Source organism: Streptomyces sp. OZ13 (genome assembly GCF_052068155.1).
Classification (GTDB): Bacteria; Actinomycetota; Actinomycetes; order Streptomycetales; family Streptomycetaceae; genus Streptomyces.
Genome location: NZ_JBQHCZ010000002.1, coordinates 463,044 through 481,682, shown reverse-complemented (window position 1 = coordinate 481,682; position 18,639 = coordinate 463,044). Strand labels below are relative to the sequence as shown.

16 protein-coding genes and 1 pseudogene are annotated in these 18,639 nt (G+C 70.2%); 7 read left to right on the top strand and 10 right to left on the bottom strand.

Annotation, left to right across the window (positions count from 1 at the left end):
• Positions 1-5: 5 nt before the first annotated feature.
• Positions 6-1,124, bottom strand: a complete 1,119-nt coding sequence (locus ACTMTU_RS05835; protein ID WP_441262366.1) for a type III polyketide synthase — start codon at positions 1,122-1,124, stop codon at positions 6-8.
• A gap of 6 nt (positions 1,125-1,130) precedes the next feature.
• On the opposite strand from ACTMTU_RS05835, the gene ACTMTU_RS05830 reads away from it, so the two are divergent.
• From ACTMTU_RS05830 to ACTMTU_RS05820, 3 genes are all read left to right on the top strand, one after another.
• Positions 1,131-2,030, top strand: coding sequence for a UbiA family prenyltransferase (locus ACTMTU_RS05830; RefSeq protein WP_441262365.1), 900 nt, complete (start codon positions 1,131-1,133; stop codon positions 2,028-2,030).
• 96 nt (positions 2,031-2,126) lie between these two features.
• Positions 2,127-2,294 carry a hypothetical protein gene (locus tag ACTMTU_RS05825; RefSeq protein ID WP_441262364.1) on the top strand — a complete coding sequence of 56 codons (168 nt, stop codon included), beginning with the start codon at positions 2,127-2,129 and terminating at the stop codon, positions 2,292-2,294.
• Between the two features lie 11 nt (positions 2,295-2,305).
• Positions 2,306-2,437 carry a hypothetical protein gene (locus tag ACTMTU_RS05820; protein WP_441262363.1) on the top strand — a complete coding sequence of 44 codons (132 nt, stop codon included), beginning with the start codon at positions 2,306-2,308 and terminating at the stop codon, positions 2,435-2,437.
• A 7-nt stretch (positions 2,438-2,444) separates the two neighbouring features.
• Here the strand turns inward: ACTMTU_RS05820 and ACTMTU_RS05815 are convergent, their stop codons facing one another.
• From ACTMTU_RS05815 to ACTMTU_RS05790, 6 genes and pseudogenes are all read right to left on the bottom strand, one after another.
• Complete coding sequence (locus ACTMTU_RS05815; protein WP_441262362.1) at positions 2,445-3,515, bottom strand: aldose epimerase family protein; 1,071 nt, start codon at positions 3,513-3,515, stop codon at positions 2,445-2,447.
• Between the two features lie 137 nt (positions 3,516-3,652).
• Entirely contained in the window at positions 3,653-4,744 is a 1,092-nt protein-coding gene (locus tag ACTMTU_RS05810) for a LacI family DNA-binding transcriptional regulator (protein ID WP_441262361.1), read from the bottom strand.
• A gap of 122 nt (positions 4,745-4,866) precedes the next feature.
• Positions 4,867-5,916, bottom strand: coding sequence for an ABC transporter permease (locus ACTMTU_RS05805; protein WP_441262360.1), 1,050 nt, complete (start codon positions 5,914-5,916; stop codon positions 4,867-4,869).
• Positions 5,913-6,884 carry an ABC transporter permease gene (locus tag ACTMTU_RS05800; RefSeq protein WP_005308015.1) on the bottom strand — a complete coding sequence of 324 codons (972 nt, stop codon included), beginning with the start codon at positions 6,882-6,884 and terminating at the stop codon, positions 5,913-5,915. Before ACTMTU_RS05800 ends, ACTMTU_RS05805 begins: the two co-directional genes overlap by 4 nt.
• A gap of 482 nt (positions 6,885-7,366) precedes the next feature.
• Positions 7,367-8,944 (bottom strand): annotated as a pseudogene (locus tag ACTMTU_RS05795) (sugar ABC transporter ATP-binding protein); the annotation flags it as partial.
• An 83-nt stretch (positions 8,945-9,027) separates the two neighbouring features.
• Positions 9,028-10,113: an ABC transporter substrate-binding protein gene (locus tag ACTMTU_RS05790; protein WP_441262359.1), complete on the bottom strand. Its 1,086-nt coding sequence runs from the start codon at positions 10,111-10,113 to the stop codon at positions 9,028-9,030.
• Positions 10,114-10,663: 550 nt separating this feature from the next.
• Between ACTMTU_RS05790 and ACTMTU_RS05785 the strand changes: the two genes are divergently transcribed.
• A complete protein-coding gene (locus tag ACTMTU_RS05785) occupies positions 10,664-13,930 on the top strand; it encodes a LamG-like jellyroll fold domain-containing protein (RefSeq protein WP_441262358.1) in 3,267 nt (1,088 codons plus the stop codon).
• A gap of 114 nt (positions 13,931-14,044) precedes the next feature.
• On the opposite strand, the gene ACTMTU_RS05780 is transcribed toward ACTMTU_RS05785, so the two are convergent.
• Positions 14,045-14,407, bottom strand: a complete 363-nt coding sequence (locus ACTMTU_RS05780; RefSeq protein WP_441262357.1) for a hypothetical protein — start codon at positions 14,405-14,407, stop codon at positions 14,045-14,047.
• A 102-nt stretch (positions 14,408-14,509) separates the two neighbouring features.
• Here ACTMTU_RS05780 and sigJ point away from each other — a divergent pair, with 102 nt between their 5' ends.
• From sigJ to ACTMTU_RS05765, 3 genes are all read left to right on the top strand, one after another.
• Positions 14,510-15,430 carry an RNA polymerase sigma factor SigJ gene (gene sigJ, locus ACTMTU_RS05775; RefSeq protein WP_441262356.1) on the top strand — a complete coding sequence of 307 codons (921 nt, stop codon included), beginning with the start codon at positions 14,510-14,512 and terminating at the stop codon, positions 15,428-15,430.
• Positions 15,431-15,613: 183 nt separating this feature from the next.
• Positions 15,614-15,994 carry a VOC family protein gene (locus ACTMTU_RS05770; RefSeq protein ID WP_441262355.1) on the top strand — a complete coding sequence of 127 codons (381 nt, stop codon included), beginning with the start codon at positions 15,614-15,616 and terminating at the stop codon, positions 15,992-15,994.
• Positions 15,995-16,288: 294 nt separating this feature from the next.
• On the top strand, positions 16,289-16,831 hold the full coding sequence (locus ACTMTU_RS05765) for an MOSC domain-containing protein (RefSeq protein ID WP_441262599.1): 543 nt from the start codon (positions 16,289-16,291) through the stop codon (positions 16,829-16,831).
• Between the two features lie 263 nt (positions 16,832-17,094).
• Here the strand turns inward: ACTMTU_RS05765 and ACTMTU_RS05760 are convergent, their stop codons facing one another.
• Positions 17,095-18,060, bottom strand: coding sequence for a glycosyltransferase family 2 protein (locus tag ACTMTU_RS05760; RefSeq protein ID WP_441262354.1), 966 nt, complete (start codon positions 18,058-18,060; stop codon positions 17,095-17,097).
• A 132-nt stretch (positions 18,061-18,192) separates the two neighbouring features.
• The gene (locus tag ACTMTU_RS05755) at positions 18,193-18,621 is read right to left on the bottom strand and encodes a hypothetical protein (protein ID WP_441262353.1); all 429 of its coding nucleotides are present in this window, start codon (positions 18,619-18,621) and stop codon (positions 18,193-18,195) included.
• Between the last annotated feature and the right edge of the window lie 18 nt (positions 18,622-18,639).

Below are 18,639 nucleotides of genomic sequence, written 5' to 3'. Positions count from 1 at the left end.
TTTCCTCACCAGCGCAGGAGGACGAACTCGGTGCAGAACCCGGGGCCCATGGCGAGCAGTACGCCCCAGGTCCCGGGTGCGGGACGCCCGGTCGTGTCGATGTCCTCGAGAAGCCTCAGCACGGAGGCGGAGGACAGGTTCCCCACGCTCGCCAGTGACTTCCAGGCGGACTCCAGGGCGCCTTCGGGCAGGTCGAGCGTGTCGGCGACCGCGGAGAGCACCTTCGGGCCCCCGGGGTGGCAGATCCAGGTGCCGACATCGTCCGGGCCGAGGCCGCGGGCGGCGAGGAAGGCCCGCAGGTCCGGGCCTAGGCGGGCCCGGACGATGTCGGGGATGCCGGCGTCGACGACGACGCGGAAGCCGCCGGCGCCGATCTGCCAGCCCAGCAGGTGTTCGGTGTCCGGGTACAGCCGGCCCTGTGTGGCCACCACCCGCGGCCGGCCGGCGTCCGGCCCCGCCGCCCGGCCGCCGCGGGCGACGACTGCTGCCGCGCCGTCCCCGAAGAGTGCCCCCGCCACGAGGTTGGCGAGCGATCCGTCGCGCTGCTGGAGGGTCAGCGAACAGAGTTCGACGCTGAGGAGTACCGCGGTGTCCTCCGGATGGCCGCACAGGTAGTCGTGGATCCGGCCCAGACCCGCGGCGCCCGCAACGCATCCCAGTCCGAACACGGGGATCCTTTTCACGTCCGGCCGCATTCCCGTCCGAACGGCGAGGCGGGCGTCGAGCGACGGAGCGGCGACTCCGGTGATGGACGTGCAGACCAGGAGGTCCACGTCCGCCGCTGTGATCCCGGCGCTTTCGAAGGCGCCCACCAGTGCTTCCTCGCCGAGCGCGAGACCGGCCTCGATCCAGGCGGTGTTGGACCGCCCGAAGTCGGTCAGCCCCGGGTACCGCTCGATGGGCAGGGCGAGGTGACGGGTACGCACTCCCGCCGAGCGGTGCAGGCGGCGCAGCAGGCCCCGGTCCTCGCCCGGCGGCAGGCACAGATCACCGATCAGCTCGGTCAGGTCGCTCTGGGCGTACCGGTGCGACGGCAGAGCGGTCCGCACAGCGACGACGGTGGTGGTCCGGTTCGACGCGAAGGAGGGGGCGGGGGCCATTTCATCGAGCGCGGGGACACGCATACCGGGATGTCTCCTCACGGTCGATCCGGTCATTACCTTGCACCCGTGTCTCTATACCCCTGCGCGACTTCCCCTCGGGCGACACACCGGCTACTGGTGTTGCTGCGTGCGTGCCACCCGGAGGCGACGGTCGCCGTGACGGTGTTCGTCACCGCGCTGGCCCTGTCGGCCGGCCGCGGGCCCGCCGGTTCGCTGGGCGTCGCGGCCGCGGTGCTGGCCGGACAGCTCTCCGTCGGGTGGTGCAACGACGCCGTCGACGCGCGGCGGGACACCGCGGTCGGCCGCCGGGACAAACCGGTGGCCGCCGGCACCCTGGCGCAGCACGTGGTGGCGAGGGCGGCCGCGGTGGCGCTGGCTCTCTGCGTGCCGCTGTCCCTGCTCAGCGGGGTGACGGCGGCGACGGTGCACCTGGCCGGAGTGGTGGCCGGAGGCTGGGCCTACAACCTCCTCCTGAAAGGCACCGTGCTCTCCCCGCTCCCCTACGCCCTCGGGTTCGCCTCACTGCCCGCGTTCGTCACGCTCGGACTGCCGTCCCAGCCGTGGCCCGCCTGGTGGGCGACGGTCGGGAGCGCCGTGCTCGGCGTCGGGGCACACCTCGTCAACGTCCTCCCGGACATCGACGACGATCTCGCGACCGGTGTCCGGGGCCTGCCGCAGCGCATGGGGCCCACCGCGTGCCGGTGGCTCGCTCCCGCGGTGATGCTGACGGCTCTCGGCGTGCTCACCGCCGGGCCTCCGGGCACGCCCGGGGTGATCGGACAGGCCGTCGCCGCCACGGCCGGGTGTGCGGCGGTGGCTGCCACGGCCGTGCGGCACGGCAACAGGAAGTGGCCTTTCCGGGCCGCGATCGCTGTTGCCGCGCTGGCGGTGGTGCAACTGCTGCTGCGGGGCGCGGACATCTCCTGACACCACGGACGTGCGTGCCGTGGCGGGCGCTCCTGGAGCAGCGGTCGAGTACCCGTACTCATGCCTGTCGAGTTCCGGCAGGAGCACACTCCCCGCATGGGCATGGCGCACTGGGCGGTCGACCTCGCGGTGGCCGTGGGCACGGTACTGGTGGTATTGGGCTCGGGGTTCGGGTGCTGGGCCCTGACGTTCCTCATGAACTTCAACGGGTTCCTCGGCCCCCCGTCCGGGGGGCGAGGGCAGTCGGTGCGGCGGCGGCGCTGACCGCCACGACGGTGGTGATCCTCGGGGGCCCGCTGCTGTTCATGTGGCTCGGGGCGGGCCGGGGGCTGTGGGTCACGGTGGGCACCCAGGGCCTGCTGCTGATCGCCGCGGCGGCGTGGCTGCGGGCAGCCCTGCGGCAGTGACGGGGGATCACGTCGGCAGGTGCGGGAAGCGGAACTCCGTGCGGCTGGTCAGCGTCGCGCCGGGGCGCAGGACGGTGCTCGGGTAGTCAGGACGGTTGGGCGCGTCAGGGAAATGCTGGGTCTCCAGGCACACGGCGCTGTGGCGGCCGAGGCTGCGTCCGTGGCCGTCCATGAGTGAGCCGTTGAGCTGGTTGGCGGTGTAGACCTGCAGTCCTGGTTCCGTCGTCCACACCTCCATGACCCGTTCCTCGGCCGGGGCGGTGAGCCGGGCGGCGCGCCGCAGTGTGCCGGCGGGGGCGGCAGACAGGACCCAGCAGTGGTCGAAGCCCCCGGCCCGTTCCATCTGGGCGTCCGGTGCCGACAGCCGGTCCCCCAGAAGCGCGGGTGCCGTCAGATCGAAGGGCGTGCCCGCGACGTCGAGTGCCGGGCCCGTCGGGATGCCGTCCTCTCGGACCGGCAGGTACGCGGGGGCGTCGACCTGAAGCGTGTGGGCCAGGATGTCGCCGGCCCCGGCGAGGTTGAAGTAGGCGTGGTTGCAGAGGTTGACCACCGTCGGCCGGTCCGTCTCCGCGGTGAAGGACAGGGAGAGGGTGCCGGAGGGGTCGAGCGCGTAGGTGACGGTGACATCGAGCGCGCCGGGAAAGCCCATCTCGCCGTCAGGGCTGTGCAACGAGAGCCGCACCGCCGCCCTGTCGTCCTCGACCAGCGGGGTGGCGTGCCAGAGCTTCGTGTCGAAGCCTTCCGGACCGCCGTGCAGTGCGTGCCCGCGGTCGTTGACGGGGACGTGATGGGTCGCCCCGTCGAGGGTGAAGCGGCCATGGGCGATGCGGTTGGCGTACCGGCCGATGAGGGCGCCGAAGTAGGGGCTCTTCTCCGCGTACTGGTCGGCGGAGGGCAGGGAGAGGACCACGGAGGCGGTGTCGCCCCCGGTGCCGGGCACGCCGAGTGCGTGCAGGATGCCGCCGTAGGTGAGGACCTCGGCGTACACGCCGGTGCCGGATTCCAGTCGCCACAGGCCGATGTCCTCTCCGCTCGGTGTACTTCCGAACGGCCTGTGCTGCGCGGTGGGTCGGGGCATGTTGAGTCCTCGTGGCGGATGGTGTCCCCATAGAACACGGTGGGCCGGTGGGGGGCGGATCGCGGTGGTCGCCGGGATCGTGCCGGAGCGTCGCCGGGCTGATGCCGGGTCGTCGTCGGCGGCGGGTTCCGGTCTCTCTACGTCGCCGGTGCGGGACCGGCTTCCTGAACCGGTGCGGAGCCGGCTTCATGAACCGGTTCGCGGGCGGCCTCCCGCGCCTCTGCGGGGCCGGTCGATTCACGCACCACGAGCCGGTAGCCGGGTCTCGCCCTGCGCGGCTCGGCCATGACGTGACCGGCGAGCCGTTCGACAAGACTCTCCACGGCCAGCCGGGCGATGGCCTGCTTGTCGGGAGAGACGGTGGTGAGTGTGACGCTGCCGTAGCGGCTCTCCTCGATGTCGTCGAAGCCCACCACGGCGACGTCGTCCGGGACGGCGAGTCCGCGTTCGGTGAGCGTGCGCATCGCTCCCATGGCGATCAGGTCGTTGTAGGCGAACACGGCGTCGGGCTGCCGGCCCCGGTCGAGCAGAGCGGCCATGGCGGCGGCGCCGTCGGCGCGCCCGTAGCCGTCGGTGGCGACGACGAGCGTCTCGTCCGGTTCCCGGCCGGAGGCGGCGAGTTCCTCGCGCCAGCCGCGCAGTCGCAGGTGGGCGGGCCGGCGCTCGCGGTCGGTGCGTGAGCCGAGGAAGGCGATGCGCTCGCGGCCCAGGTCCAGCAGGTGTCGTACGGCGGTGCGGGCGGCGGCCACGTTGTCGATGGCGATCTGGTCGTACGGGGCCTCGTACTCCCGCTCCCCCAGCAGCACCAGTGGCGAGGTCTCCTGACGGCCGATCAGGTCCTCGGTCTCCAGATGGATGGGGCTGAGGATCAGTCCGTCGATGACGTGCGACCGGAACTCCTGGCTGACCAGCAGCTCCCGCTCGCGCAGGCCGGCGGTGTGATCGACGAGCACCGTGTAGTCGTGGCGGGCGGCGGCGTCGATGACGGCGCCGGCCAGCTCCGCGAAGTAGGGGTTGCCGAGTTCGGGAACGGCGAAGGCGATGATGCCGGTGCGCCCCTTGCGCAGATGGCGTGCCGTGAGGTTGGGACGGTAACCGAGTTCGTCGATGGCCTGTTGCACCTTGGCGCGCATGTGCGGTGTGACATGGGGATAGTTGTTCACCACGTTCGACACGGTCTTGATCGACACGCCTGCCCGCTGCGCGACGTCCTTGAGGCTGACGCCCACGGCACTCCTTGTGTTCGACTCGAGCCGACCGGAAGGCGGCCGGGTTGTCCGGGCTCGGGGTGGTCGCCCGGGCGGCGGCCCGCGGACCCGGTCCCCCCGAGGTCCGCGGGCCGCCGCCCGGCTCAAGCGGTTCTTCGGCTTCGCGCCAGGTACCGCTGCGCGACCACGACGACGATGAGGAATCCGCCGCTCACCACGGACTGGTAGGACGAGTTGAGCGAACCGATCTGGTTGATGAGGTTCTGGATCACCGCCAGCAGGAGCACGCCCCACAGCGTGCCGCTGAGGGAGCCGGCGCCGCCGACGAGGAGGGTGCCGCCGATGACGACGGCGGCGATCGCGTCGAGTTCCATGCCGACGCCGATGATGGTCACGCCCGAGGAGAGCCGTGCCGCGTTGATCGCCCCGGCCAGGCCGGCCAGCAGTCCGCTCAGCAGATAGACGGTGAGCTTGACCCGTGCCACGGGAAGCCCCATGAGCACGGCGGCGTCGCTGCTGCCGCCCACCGCGAAGAGCGTCTGCCCGAACGAGGTGCGCTGGAGCACCACGCCGCCGGCGGCGAAGAGCACCAGGGCGATCAGGATCGGGTGGCCGAAGCCCCAAACGCTGCCCTGGCCGAGCTCGGCGAACGCCGAGTCCTTGGGCACCAGATAGGTGGTGGCGCCCTCGTCGGTGATGGCGAGCAGCAGCCCACGGGCGCCCAGCAGGGAGGCGAGCGTGACGATGAAGGGGGCCATGCCCACGCGGGCGATGAGCACCCCGTTGAGCGCGCCGATCGCTCCGCACACCACCAGCGGCACCAACAGCGCCGGGAGTGCGCCCCATTGGGAGGCCCATGCGGCGAGCACGCCGCCGAGGGCGAAGACCGAGCCGACGGAGAGGTCGATGCCACCGGTGATGATCACCATGGTCATGCCCAGCGCGACGATGGCGAGGAAGGACGCCTGCACCGTCACACCACGGGCGTTGTCGAGCGTGGCGAACGTCGGGTAGATGAAGGAGGCGATCACGACGACGAGGAGCAGGACGGCGAGCACGCCCTGCCGCTGGACGAGCGAGGCGACGCGCTGTCCGCCGGACACACCGGTCCCGGCCTCCGGGCCGGCGTGCCCGCCGGGCCCGGGCGACGGGGCTCGTGTCCCGGCGGGGTCGAGAACTGAGGAGAGTTTCATCGGGATCGGCGCTCCCGTGCGACGTAGACGGCGACGATGATGATGGCCGCCTGGGCGATCTGGGCGGTCGAGTCGGGCAGGTCGTGCTTGACGAGCGTGGCGCGCAGCAGCTGCATCAGCAGTGCACCGGCGACGGTGCCCAGCACCCGGATGGAGCCACCGCTGAGCGGTGTCCCGCCCACGACCACGGCGGTGATCGCGGACAGCTCCATCAGGTTGCCCAGGGAGGAGGGATCGCTCGCGGTGAGGCGGGCGGTGGCCAGGATGCCGGCGAGTGCCGCGAGTACGCCGCACAGGATGTAGACACCGGTGAGGACGCGCTTGACGGGCAGGCCGGCCAGGGCCGCGGCGGGCCGGTTGCCGCCGATCGCGACGACCTGCCGTCCGAAGGTGGTTCGGTGGACGAGGAAGGCGACGGCGAGCGCCAGGACTCCGGCGATGAGTACGACGAGCGGGATGCCGAGGAAGCTCCCGGTGCCGAGGGCCAGCAGGTCGGGATTGGCGATCTGCTTCAGCTGCCCGTCCGCCATGACCAGGGCGATCCCCCGGCCTCCGACGAACAGTGCGAGTGTGGCGACGATGGGTTGAAGGCCCACCACCGAGACGAGGGTGCCGTTCACCGCGCCGACCACCGCTCCGGCGAGGAGCGCGATCAGCAGAGCGGGAACGAGGCCGTAGCCGAGGTAGAGCGGCAGGACGGCTGCCGCCAGTGCCATGGCGGAACCCACCGACAGGTCGACGCCCTCGGTGCCGATCACCAGGGCCATGCCCAGGGCCACGATGACGACGGGGGCGACCTGGATCAGCTGGGTGCGGAGGTTGTCGGCGGTGAGGAAGTGCTCGGTGAAGAAGGCGTTGAAGAGGAGGAGCGCGGCCACCGCGGCGTACACGCCGTACTCCTGGAACCACGCGGGTCCGGGCAGCCGTGGCAGGCTCCGCCCCGGCGCTGCGGGGGCGTGGGTGGTCATCGGAGGTCCTCCTTGACGGCCGGGACATCGGCGGCCGGGGCGTCGGCCGCGAGATCGGCGGGGACATCGGCTGCGGCCCGGCCTGGAACCGGGGCCGGATCCGGTGCCTGGGCCGGGTCCGGAAGTGCGGCTCGGCCCGGTGCCGCGTCGGAGCCGGCGTCCGGGGCAGGGGCCTCCTCCCGGTCCGGAAGCGGGGCCGGGACCGCGTCCGGGGTGGGGGTCGCGGCCGGGGTGGGGGTCGCGGCCGGGGTGGGGCCCGCGCCCCGGTTCGGAGCCGGGTCCGGCAGCGGGGCCGAGGCGGAGTCAGGAAGTGCGGCTCGGCCCGCGGTCGCGCCGGGGCCCGCGTCCGGGGCCGGGTCCAGCGGGTCGGCGGCCCCGGCGTCGCCGTCCGCACCCGCACCCGCACCCGCACCCGCACCCGCATCGGCATCGGCGCCGGTCTCCGCCCCCGCATCGGCATCGGCGCCGGTCTCCGCCCCCGGCGGCACCGGCGCCGGCGCGTGGTCGGCGAGCACCGCGAGCAGCGCGGCCTCGCTGACCTGGTCGCCCGTCAGCTCGCCTGCCGTCGCCCCGCCCCGCAGGACCACGATCCGGTCGGACCCTTCGATGAGTTCCTCGATGTCGGAGGAGATCAGCAGCACCGCGAGCCCTTCCTGCGCGAGCTCGTCGATGAGCGCCTGCACCTCGGCCTTGGCGCCGACGTCGATGCCGCGGGTGGGCTCGTCGAGCAGCAGCACCTTGGGTTCCAGGCACAGCCAGCGGGCGAGCAGCACCTTCTGCTGGTTGCCGCCCGACAGTTCGCCGACCTTCTGCTCCGGGCTCGACGCCTTGATGCGCAGACGCTTCATGAAGATGTCGACGACGCGGTCCTGCCGCTTGCGGGAGACGATGCCGCCGCGGGAGAGTCGGGGCAGGGCGGCGAGCACGATGTTCTCGCGTACGGAGAGGCCCGGCACGATGCCCTCGGCCTTCCGGTCCTCGGGCAGCAGGCTGATCCCGGCGCGGATCGCGCTCGCGGACGAGATCCGGCGGAGCACCCGGCCGGCCACGCTGATCGTTCCCTTGTCCAGGGCCAGCGCGCCGGCGAGCGCCTTGGCCGTCTCGCTGCGTCCCGATCCCAACAGGCCGCCGAGACCGAGCACTTCGCCGGGGTGCAGATCCAGCGATATGTCGTCGAGCCGATGCCTGCTGGTCAGTCCGTTCGCGGTGAGGACCGGCTTGCGCGCGATGTCGTGGTCCTCGTCGCCGAAGCTGGTCACACCGTGCCGGCGGACCTCGGTGATCTCCCGGCCGAGCATCATGGACACCAGCTGCACCCGCTCGAGGTCCGCCAGGTCGCCGGTGTGGATGTGCCGGCCGTCGCGGAGCACGGTGACGCGGTCGCAGACGCGGTACAGCTCGTCCATGCGGTGGCTCACGTAGAGGACGGCGATGTTCTGCCGGCGCAGATCGCCGATGACCCGGAACAGGGTCTCGACCTCGCGCGGCTCCAGGGACGAGGTGGGCTCGTCCATGATCACCACTTGGGCCCTGACCGACACGGCGCGGGCGAGCGCGACCATCTGCTGGGTGCCGACGCCCAGCGTGTGCAGGGGCCGGCGGGGGTCCACGGTGACGCGGAAGCCTTCCAGCAGGGTGGCGGCCTCGCTGTGCATCCGCCCGAAGTCGATGAGTCCCAGCCGGGTCCTCGGTTCGCGCCCGAGGAAGATGTTGCGGGCCACGCTCATCAAGGGGACGAGGTTCACCTCTTGGTAGATCGTGGAGATGCCGGCCTGCTGCGCCTCGAAGGGCCGGGCGAAGTGCACCTGCTGACCTGACAGCAGCAACTCGCCGCCGTCGGGGCGGTGGACGCCGGTCAGTACCTTGATCAGCGTGGACTTGCCAGCCCCGTTCTCGCCGACGAGCGCGTGGGTCTCTCCCGCACGCAGGGTGAACGAGACGTCGTCGAGGGCAACCACGCCCGGGAAGCGTTTGCTGACGCCGCGGGCCTCCAGCACCGTCGGCGTGGGTGACGGCGGTTCGCCGGTCGCCGCGGACGCTGCCGCTTCGGGGGATGCCATGAACTCGGCCTTCCGGAGATCGTGTGGGATGGTTCCCGGGCCGCCGCGGGCATGAGCACCGCGGCGGCCCGGAGCGAGCTCGGTCAGTACGCTCCACCGATGGACGCCTTGGCGTTGGACTCGTCGTAGGCGCGGTCGCTGATGATCACGTTCTCCGGGATCTCCTCACCGGCGTAGAACTTCTGCGCGGTGGCGAACGCGAGCGGACCGAAGCGCGGGTTGGACTCGATGACGGCGTTCATCTCGCCGTTGACCAGGGCCTGGACGGCGTTGCGCGTGCCGTCGATGGAGACGACCTTGACGTCCTTGCCGGGCTTCTTGCCGGCGGACTTCAGGGCGGTGACGGCGCCGAGTGCCATCTCGTCGTTCTCCGCGTAGACGGCGGTGATGTCCGGCTTGGACTGGATGAGTTGCTCCATGACCTGCTGGCCCTTGTCGCGGGCGAACTCGCCGGTCTGCTGGGCGACGATCTCCAGACCGGGCGCCTTGGCGGCGACCTGGTCGACGAAGCCCTTGGTGCGGTCGGTGGTGACGTTGTTGCCGGAGGCCCCGAGGAGGATGGCGACCTTGCCCTTGCCGCCGGTCGCCTTGATCATCGCGTCGGCGGCACGCTTGCCCTGTTCGACGAAGTCCGAGCCCAGGAAGGCCAGATAGTCCTTGCAGGCACCGGCATTGACCTTGCGGTCGATGGTGAGGACGGGGACCTTCTTGGCCGCGGCGGCCTTGAACGCGGGCTCCAGGCCGTCGGAGTTCAGGGGGGCGACGATGAGGAACTGGGCGCCCTGGGCGAGCATGTCCTGGATGTCGCTGATCTGCTTGGACAGCTGGGACTGGGCGTTGGTGGTGAGCAGCTTCTTGACGCCCAACTTCGCGGCCTCGTCCTTGATGGACTGCGTCTCCGCGATACGGAAGGGGTTGGCCTCCTTCTCCGACTGGGAGAAGCCGACGACCGCGTCCTTCAGGTCGAGCTTCGGGGCACCGTAGGTCTCGAGCGTGCAGCCGGCGCCGGAGCTTGCGGCGGGCGTCTCGGCCGCCTGGGCGGCCTGGCTGCTGTCACCGCCGGCGTTGCTCGTGGTCTCCGACTTCGCGCAGCCGGACACGGCCAGCGTCGCGGTCGCGGCGAGCAGACAGGCGACGGTGAGCGAGCGAGATCTCTTCGGGATGGTCATCTCAGGACACTCCTAGGCGGGGGTGAGCGCACCGCCGAGTGGCGTGCGGTCGGGCGACGTGGGTACGGAGAGTCAGCCTGCGACCGGTACGGCAGGCTCTGGTCAGAAACACTCTGACCTGGGAAAAGAAGGTGGAACGCGTCCGAACGGCCGTTGACGACCCCGGATTTACAACGTTATATAGCTGCCGGTCGACATGCGGCAAGGGTGTTGCGTGACGTTTCCCAAATGTGTTGGCACGCGCGCCCGTTGACGTCAGGGCCGGTCCGTGGAGCCGGCCTGCGCGGGGCCTGGACAGCCGCCGGGCGGCGTGCTCTCATTCCGCTGCACACAGTTTTCCAACGATGGAACGGTGGCCGGCGAGGGACGCCGGCCGCTGCCTGCGCCGGTGCCCTGCCCCCGTGGGCGGCCGACGGCCGAGGCCGCTCGACGAGCGTGCCCGGACGCGGAGGCCGCCTTCCTCGAGGGCGGACACCCCCATCACCGGATCCCATCTGCGCATCACTCCTCACAGGCCCGGCTCCGATCCCTCTGTGCGAGGAAAGATTCGATGACAAGACAACTCACCCGCCCCAGAACCAGGTTGTGGGCCCTGCTGACCGCAGCCGTCCTGACGCTGCCGGTCAGCGGCCTGGTGCCCACCGCGTCGGCCGCCGAGCCGATCAGCACCGTGTCCGGGTCCGCCGCCGAGAACGCCGCCATCGAGGTGCACGGCCTCAAGGGCGAGTACTTCAGCATGTCGGCGCCCGGTGCCCGGGACTTCGCCGACCTCGGCGGCGTATCGCTCGATCCGCAGGTCAACTTCCCCGGCCTCGCGGCCACATTCGAGTCGCTGACCGGGCGCGCGGAGCACACCACCGCCCGCTGGACAGGCATGATCGAGGCGCCCGCCACCGGGGACTACACCTTTTACGGCATCGGCGACAACGGCTTCCGGCTGTTCATCGACGGCAAGCCCGTCATCGACCACTGGGAGCCGGACTGGGACAGGGAGCAGACCAGCGCGCCGGTCAGGCTGACCGCCGGCGAGAAGCTCGAGTTCCGTCTGGAGATGTTCCAGGACTTCGGCGGGGCGAACATGTTCCTGCGGTGGTCGAGTCCGTCGATGGGCAAGCAGCTCGTGCCCGAGACGGCCTTCACCCCGCCCGCCGGCTTCCAGGTCTACCCGGTGGAACTGTCCGTCGCCGAGGACGGCCGGCAGCTACGGGCCCGGTTCGAGAACGAGGTCGGCGACATCGAGGCGGTCAAGGACCACCTGAAGATCGAGGCCGACACGACGGCCATGCCGATCAGCTCGGTCGCGGTCGACTCCGGCGACCCCAACTCCCTGCTGGTCACCCTCGCGGCGCCGATCCAGAAGAACCAGCAGGTCAAGGTGGTCTACGACGGTGAAGGCGGCCTCAAGGCCGGCACCGAGACCGTGCCGCAGATCATCCGCTCGGCGCGGAACGCCTCCACACACCGGCTCACCACGGCATGGGGCGACAAGGTCGACAAGAACAACCCGCTGCCCGAGTACCCCCGCCCGCAGCAGGTGCGGGGCAAGTGGAAGAACCTGAACGGACCCTGGCAGTTCAGTGGCGCCGGCGCGGGCGAGCAGCCGGTCTTCGGCAAGGACCTCGACGAGAAGATCATCGTGCCGTTCCCGGTCGAGTCGCAGCTGTCCGGGCTCGAGCGGCACGAGGACCACATGTTCTACCGCAAGCTGGTGAACGTGCCCCGTGACTGGAAGGTCGGCAGGGGCAACCGGCTGAAGCTCAACTTCGGCGCCGTCGACTACCGGGCCCGTGTCTGGGTCAACGGCAAGCAGGTCGCCGAACACACCGGCGGTTACAACGCCTTCAGCGCCGACGTCACGGACGCGCTCAAGGGCACCGGACCGCAGGAGGTCGTCGTCGCGGTCACCGACACCGGCGGCGCCAACCAGCCGATGGGCAAGCAGTCCACCAACCCCAGCGGCATCTTCTACACCCAGACCTCGGGCATCTGGCAGACGGTCTGGATGGAACCCGTCGCCGACGCCTCGATCGACGACGTCGTCACCACGCCCGACATCGACACCAGCAGCCTGGCGGTGACCGTCGAGTCCGACGACGCCTCCGCGAACGCCCGTGTCGAGGCCGTCGCCCGCGACACGAACGGCGAGGTCGTCGGAAGGGTCAGCGGGCCCGCCAACAGCAAGCTGCGGCTGCCCGTGGCGAAGCAGCACCTGTGGACCCCGGACGACCCGTACCTGTACGACCTCGACGTCAAGCTGACCGACGGCAGGTCGACCGACAGGATCGACAGCTACTTCGGGATGCGCAAGATCGGGATCGAGAAGGTCGGCGGCTTCCAGAAGCTCGTGCTCAACGGCAAGCCGGTCTTCTCCCTCGCCACGCTCGACCAGGGATTCTGGCCCGACGGGCTCTACACCCCGCCCAGCGACAAAGCCTTGGCCTTCGACCTCCAGGCCCACAAGAAGCTCGGCTTCAACGCCGTCCGCAAGCACATCAAGGTGGAGTCGCCGCGCTGGTTCTACCACGCGGACCGGCTCGGCCTGCTGGTCTGGCAGGACTTCGTCTCCGGGAACATCACCAACGAGACAGGACAGAAGGCCTTCGTCGACCAGGGCCGGGAGATGATGCGCCAGCATCACAACTCGCCCTCCGTCATCGGCTGGATCGTCTTCAACGAAGGCTGGGGCGAGTGGAACCGTGAGGAGAGCGGCCGCATCGCCGAGTCGGTCAAGGCCGCCGACCCGTCCCGTGTCGTCAATGCCCACAGCGGCGTCAACTGCTGCAACTCCAAGGGCGACTCGGGCAAGGGCGACATCATCGACCACCACGACTACAACAACACCGACCCGGCCTTCCCCGACGCGAACCGGGCCGCGATGGACGGCGAGCACGGAGGCTTCACGCTGCGCACCCCGGGCCACATGTGGCCGGGCGCTCCCACGGTGATCTACAGCGGTGTGGCCGACAAGGACGCGCTCACCCGCAAGTACGTCGAGAACACCGAGAAGTTCTACCTCGAGCAGGCCGGCGCCGAACTGTCCGGCTCCGTATACACCCAGATCTCCGACCTGGAGAACGAACTCAACGGGCTGTACACCTACGACCGCCGGGAGATCAAGGTCGACCCGGTCAAGGTGCGCGACATCAACCGGAGGATCATCGCGGCCGGCGCCGCCGCGGGCGAGCGCGACGAGCTGAAGGGCGGCGGCCACTGGGCCCTCGACGAGGGCCAGGGAACCACCGCACGGGACGAGGGTCCCAACAACAAGCCCCTGGAGCTCACCGCAGGCACCACTTGGACGCCGGGCGTCAGCGGCAGCGCGCTGAAGTTCGACGGCCAGGGCCAGTTCGCCGAGACCGAGGGCCCGGTGCTCGACACCACCAAGAGCTACTCCGTCTCCGCCTGGGTCACGCTCGACGCGGTCCCCGGCAACTACGCGACCGCCGTCAGCCAGGACGGCCGCCGCCAGGAGAATCCGTTCTACCTCCAGTACGGGCAGGGTGCCTTCGCGTTCAGCACACCCGGCGGCCACCGCGCCCGCGTGGAGACGGTGCCCCAACTCGGTCGCTGGTACCACCTCGTCGGCGTGCGCGACACCGTGGGCAACGACATCAAGCTGTACCTCGACGGCAAGCTGGTGGCGACCGCCGAGCCCGGCCCGGCCGACGTCAGCACCGGCCCCCTCTCCGTCGGCCGTGCCCGGTGGAACGGCGGGAACGTCGACTTCTGGAACGGTTCGATCGACCAGGTCCACGCCTTCGACAAGGCACTCACCGCCGAGGAGGTGAGTGCTCTCCACGCCGGGGAGAAGCCGTAGCCCCAAGGGCTGAACGGTCCCCGGCGAGCGGTGCCGACCGCTCGCCGGGGACCCTTGCGTGCCGGATCCGCCGGGCAGGCCACGGCTGGTCCCCTGTACGCCCCGGTTCCGACTTCAGCGCCGCGCCAGTGCCAGCACGCTCAGTCCGAACATCAGGACGCCCAGCGGGACATGGAGCGACGGTATGTGCGCGATGCCGAGCACGACCTGGGCCGAGGCGAGGACGAGGAAGCCGGACGCGTGCAGGACGGGCCGGGGCGAGCCGCCACCCGGCTTCCACGCCGCCACCGCCGCGAACAGATACAGCATCGACGCCCCGTACATCACGCGGGCTCCGACACTGTGAAGCGTCGCTCCGTAGGACGAGGTCAGCAGCATCCCGGCGGAGACCGCTTGAAGGAAGAGGGTCAGGGTCTGCAGAGTGATCGCGATCTGCAGGAACGAGAAGCGCCGCTGTGCCGTCGTCCGGGTTGCCATGCCACGGTCCCCTTTTCCGCCCTGGGGGCAGTAGATCGATAAGGTCTCACCAGGCCGACGACGCGGGCCTGCGAAAGGTAAGGCGAGGAGGCGGTCGGGAGCATGGGGACGGCTGGGACGAGCACCGATGAGATAGCCGGTGAGCGGCGCCAACTGATCAATGTCGCCTACCGGTTGCTCGGATCGCTGGCCGAGTCGGAGGACGCCGTGCAGGAGGCCTACGCGCGCTGGTACGCGCTGCCGCGAAGCCGCCAGGACGAGATCCTGTCCCCCGGGGCCTGGCTGACGAAGGTCACCGGCCGCATCTGCCTGGACGTGCTCGGCTCGGCGCGGGCGCGGCGTGAACGCTATGTCGGCGCGTGGTTGCCCGAACCGCTGCCCGACCACGCCGAGCGGGGCCACGGCCATGGCACCGACCCCGCCGGCCAGATGGTCCTGGACGAATCGGTGGCCATGGCCCTCCTCGTCGTCATGGAGTCGATGACGCCCGCCGAGCGGGTGGCGTTCGTCCTGCACGACGTCTTCCGGTACCCGTTCGCCGAGATCGCGGACATCCTCGGCCGGACCCCTGCCGCCTGCAAGCAGCTCGCGGCCTCCGCCCGGCGGCGGGTGCGTGTCGCTCGGGCTCCGGTGACGGCGGCCGGACAGGCCGACGCGGTACGGCGTGTCAAAGAGGCATGGGAGGCCAAGGACATCGCGGCCCTCGTCGACCTCCTCGACCCGGCCGCCGTGATGACCGCCGACGGCGGCGGCATGGTCGGTACCGTCCTGCGCCCGATCGAAGGCGGTGCGCGCATCGCCCAGTACATGGTCGCCATCGCCGACAAGGCTCCGGGGCTCCAACTCCTGGAACGTTCGGTCAACGGTGCGCCGGGGCTGGTGGCCCAGCGTGCCGGCGCCGTCATGACCGTGGCGTCGTTCGATGTCGCCGACGGCCGCGTCACCCGCATCTGGGCGGTCCGGAATCCCGAGAAGCTGCGGCCGTGGGTGCGGGACGGCCGGGTGCCGTGCGGCGGATCATGAGCGCAGCCGGAGTGGGCTCGGACCGACGGTGACGGCGGCCGCGGCCCGGACAGGGTCGGCCCCGAAATCACCTCGCCCGTGATCGCCTGGTCCGGTACGGTCGCGGGGTTGTTCTCGCTGCTGTGGCCACGAGTTCGCATGTGGCCTCCCCGGCGGTTCCCAGGCGGAGAAGAGGTTTCGTCAATGGCATGTCGTATCGGTGAACTGGTGCTCGGTTGCCGCGACCCCGAGGTGCTGGCACGGTTCTGGTGCGAGGTCCTGGACTTCGTCGTGCTCGATCGCGAGGACGACGGCTCGGTGGAGATCGGGCCGCGCGAAGGGTTCGGCGGTCCGCAGCCGACGATCTTCCTCAGTCGCAGGGACGAACCGGAGAAGGGGAAGTCCCGGCTGCACATCGACGTCAACGCCACGGACCGTGATCAGGACGCCGAGCTCGAGCGCCTGCTGAAGCTCGGTGCGCGCCCGGCCGACATCGGCCAGACCGGCGAAGAACAGTGGCATGTGCTGGCCGACCCGGAAGGCAATGAGTTCTGCCTGCTCAAAGCCCGCCTCAACCCGCTCTGATGTTCATCGGACACGCCTCGGCACCGGGCACCTGAGGCCTACCTGGACGTCCGGTGTGACGGACGTGTCGTGATCGTGAGGCGAGCGAGGTCTCCGGTGGAGGTTCATCGACCAAGAAGGACTGAACCCCGGAGACCTCGCGGCCGGCCCGGCGGACCGGGGTGGGCGGCCCGCTCGACGAGGTTCTGCCGAACGGCCGCCGCTCCCCGCCTTCACGCCGGCGGACTGCCGTTCACCGTTGAGTACGCTGGCCGTACCGAAGGTCGTACCGGGCGAGGAGAAGTGGGCACGACGATGGCGCGGGTCACAGCTGTGAGCAGCAACGGGACGTATTCGTTCAGCAAGCCGAACCGCGAGAGCATCACGCTGCTCGCCGGTCTCGGCGTGGAGGGCGATGTCCACGCCGGGGAAACGGTCAAGCACCGGTTCCGCATGCAGCACGAGCCGCACCTGCCCAACCTGCGCCAAGTGCACCTCATGCACGAGGAATTGTTCGACGAGCTCGCCACGAAAGGTTTCACCGTGGCCGCGGGTGAGCTCGGCGAGAACATCTCCACGCGCGGGATCGACCTGCTCGGGCTGCCCACCGGGGCGCTGCTGCGCCTCGGCGAGGAGGCGATCGTGGAGGTGACGGGGCTGCGCAATCCGTGCTCACAGATCAACACGTTCCAGCAGGGCCTCCTGAAGGAGGTCTTCGAACTCGACGCGACGACGGGCGACTTCACCTTCAAGTCCGGGATCATGGGCGTGGTCCGGCAGGGAGGTACCGTCCGCCCCGGCGACACGATCGCCGTCGAACTGCCCGCGGGTCCGCACCGTCCGATGGAACGCGTCTGAACTTCATCGCTCCGGCCTGCGTAGCGCCTGGGTTCGCGCGTGTGCCGGGCAGGTACGGCTGCTCGTACAGCGTGCACGGTGCCGCGAAGTCGTCCCGGGCGAAGATGCCTTCAGGGCTGAGGAAGGCGCCTGACCTGGGTCCCATCAGGCGCCTTCTTCTGTCGCCAGAGCGACGTTCCGGCCGTACGGGCAAGATTCTGGATCAGCCCGTAGTGCCGGCGTCCCTGCTGCGTAGGCTCCGCGAGGGTGCGTTCCGGCAGCCGTCAAAGGGCGGGAACCGTCGCGGACGCGTCCTTTTCACGGGTGGGCGGGCCGGCGGTGTCGGTTTGAGCGGCCAGAGCCTTCTCCAGCCGCTTGATGTGGTAGTACTGCACCCGCGTCGTGCGCTGCAGGGCCATGACCGCAGTCAGGAACTGGTCCATCTCGGCAGCGCGGGTGAGGATGTCGTCGGGCACGTGCTCGTCCCGCAGACAGGCGTCCGCGTCCTGGCCTAGTACGGCCTCCGCCCAGTTGCGGGTGATCGGCTTGAAAAGGCCCGGGTGGTTGGCCACGATCCGCGCTCGGATCGCCAGATCGTTCTCGACGGCTTCCACGTGCAGTCCTGTGTCCTTGTTGCGCGCCCCGAACAGCGGCTCATGGATGTGGTGAGCATCAAAACCGTGCTCCACGCAGCCGACCCAGAAATCCCAGTCCTCTCCGGCCTTCATGCTCTCGTTGTACCCGCCGACGGTCTCCCATGCCTCGCGGCGGAACAGCGAGCAGTAGAACATGATCAGCCGCTGAAGCAGCAGTTCCCTGCTGTAGGCGGGGAAGGGCATCGCCTGCGGAGGCAGATCGTCGTCGGTGAAGGCGAACACATCGGTCGAGGCGATGGCGATGCCGGGGTCGCCGTCCAGGACCGCGACGGTCTTCTCCAGCATCGTGGCTGCGATCACATCGTCGGCGTCCAATGGAAGGATGTACCGGCCGGCGCTGGCCTCGATCCCGGTGTTCCGTGCGGCGGACACCCCGGCATTGGCCTGCTGGAGCAGCCTGATGCGCCGGTCGGGATTACGGGCGATCAGGGCCTCGGCCACCTCGACGCTGTTGTCGGTACTGCCGTCGTCGACGATGACGATCTCCCAGTCGCGGAACGTCTGGGAAACGACGCTGGACACCGCCTCGGGCAGATAACGGCCGTAGTCATGGCACGGGATGACCACCGAGACCACGGGGTGGGAACTGGGCATGCGCCGTCCTTCGCTTCGGAACGGAAACGGGAGAGGAGGATCCTCGAAGTGTGGTCGCGGGTGGCAGGTCGGGCGGCGCCGCCCCCGTCCCCGTTCCGGGGCCGCGCCGTAGCCGACCTGCCGAACCGCGTGCTAGCTGTGGAGTTCGAGCGCCGCGTGGTGAGGCCTGTTGGGCCTGTGGTCGTGGTGATCGTCGTCGCGGCAGTATCCGTAGTCCGGGATCGTGACGTTGCCGACGGGCGTGCAGCAGTACCCGTAGTCCGCGACCGTGACGTTGCCGACAGGCGTGCAGCAGTACCCGTAGTCCGGGATCGTGACGTTGCCGACGGGCGTGCAGCAGTGTCCGTAGTCCGTGACTGTGACGTTGCCGAACGGGGGGCAGTGGGGATGGGTCCCCTGTGTGAGGGTGACGTCACCTATGGGCTGTATCTGCTGTCCGTGCTTCGCGGAGGCCGCCGGATCCGGACCGAGGGAGGCGTAAGCCGCCTCTGCGGTGCCGACCAGTCCGGCAGTGGCCAGAACGGCGGGAAGAGCCAGGGAAGTGATGGCGCGGGCTTTCACGGTGGCGCCTTTCTGTGG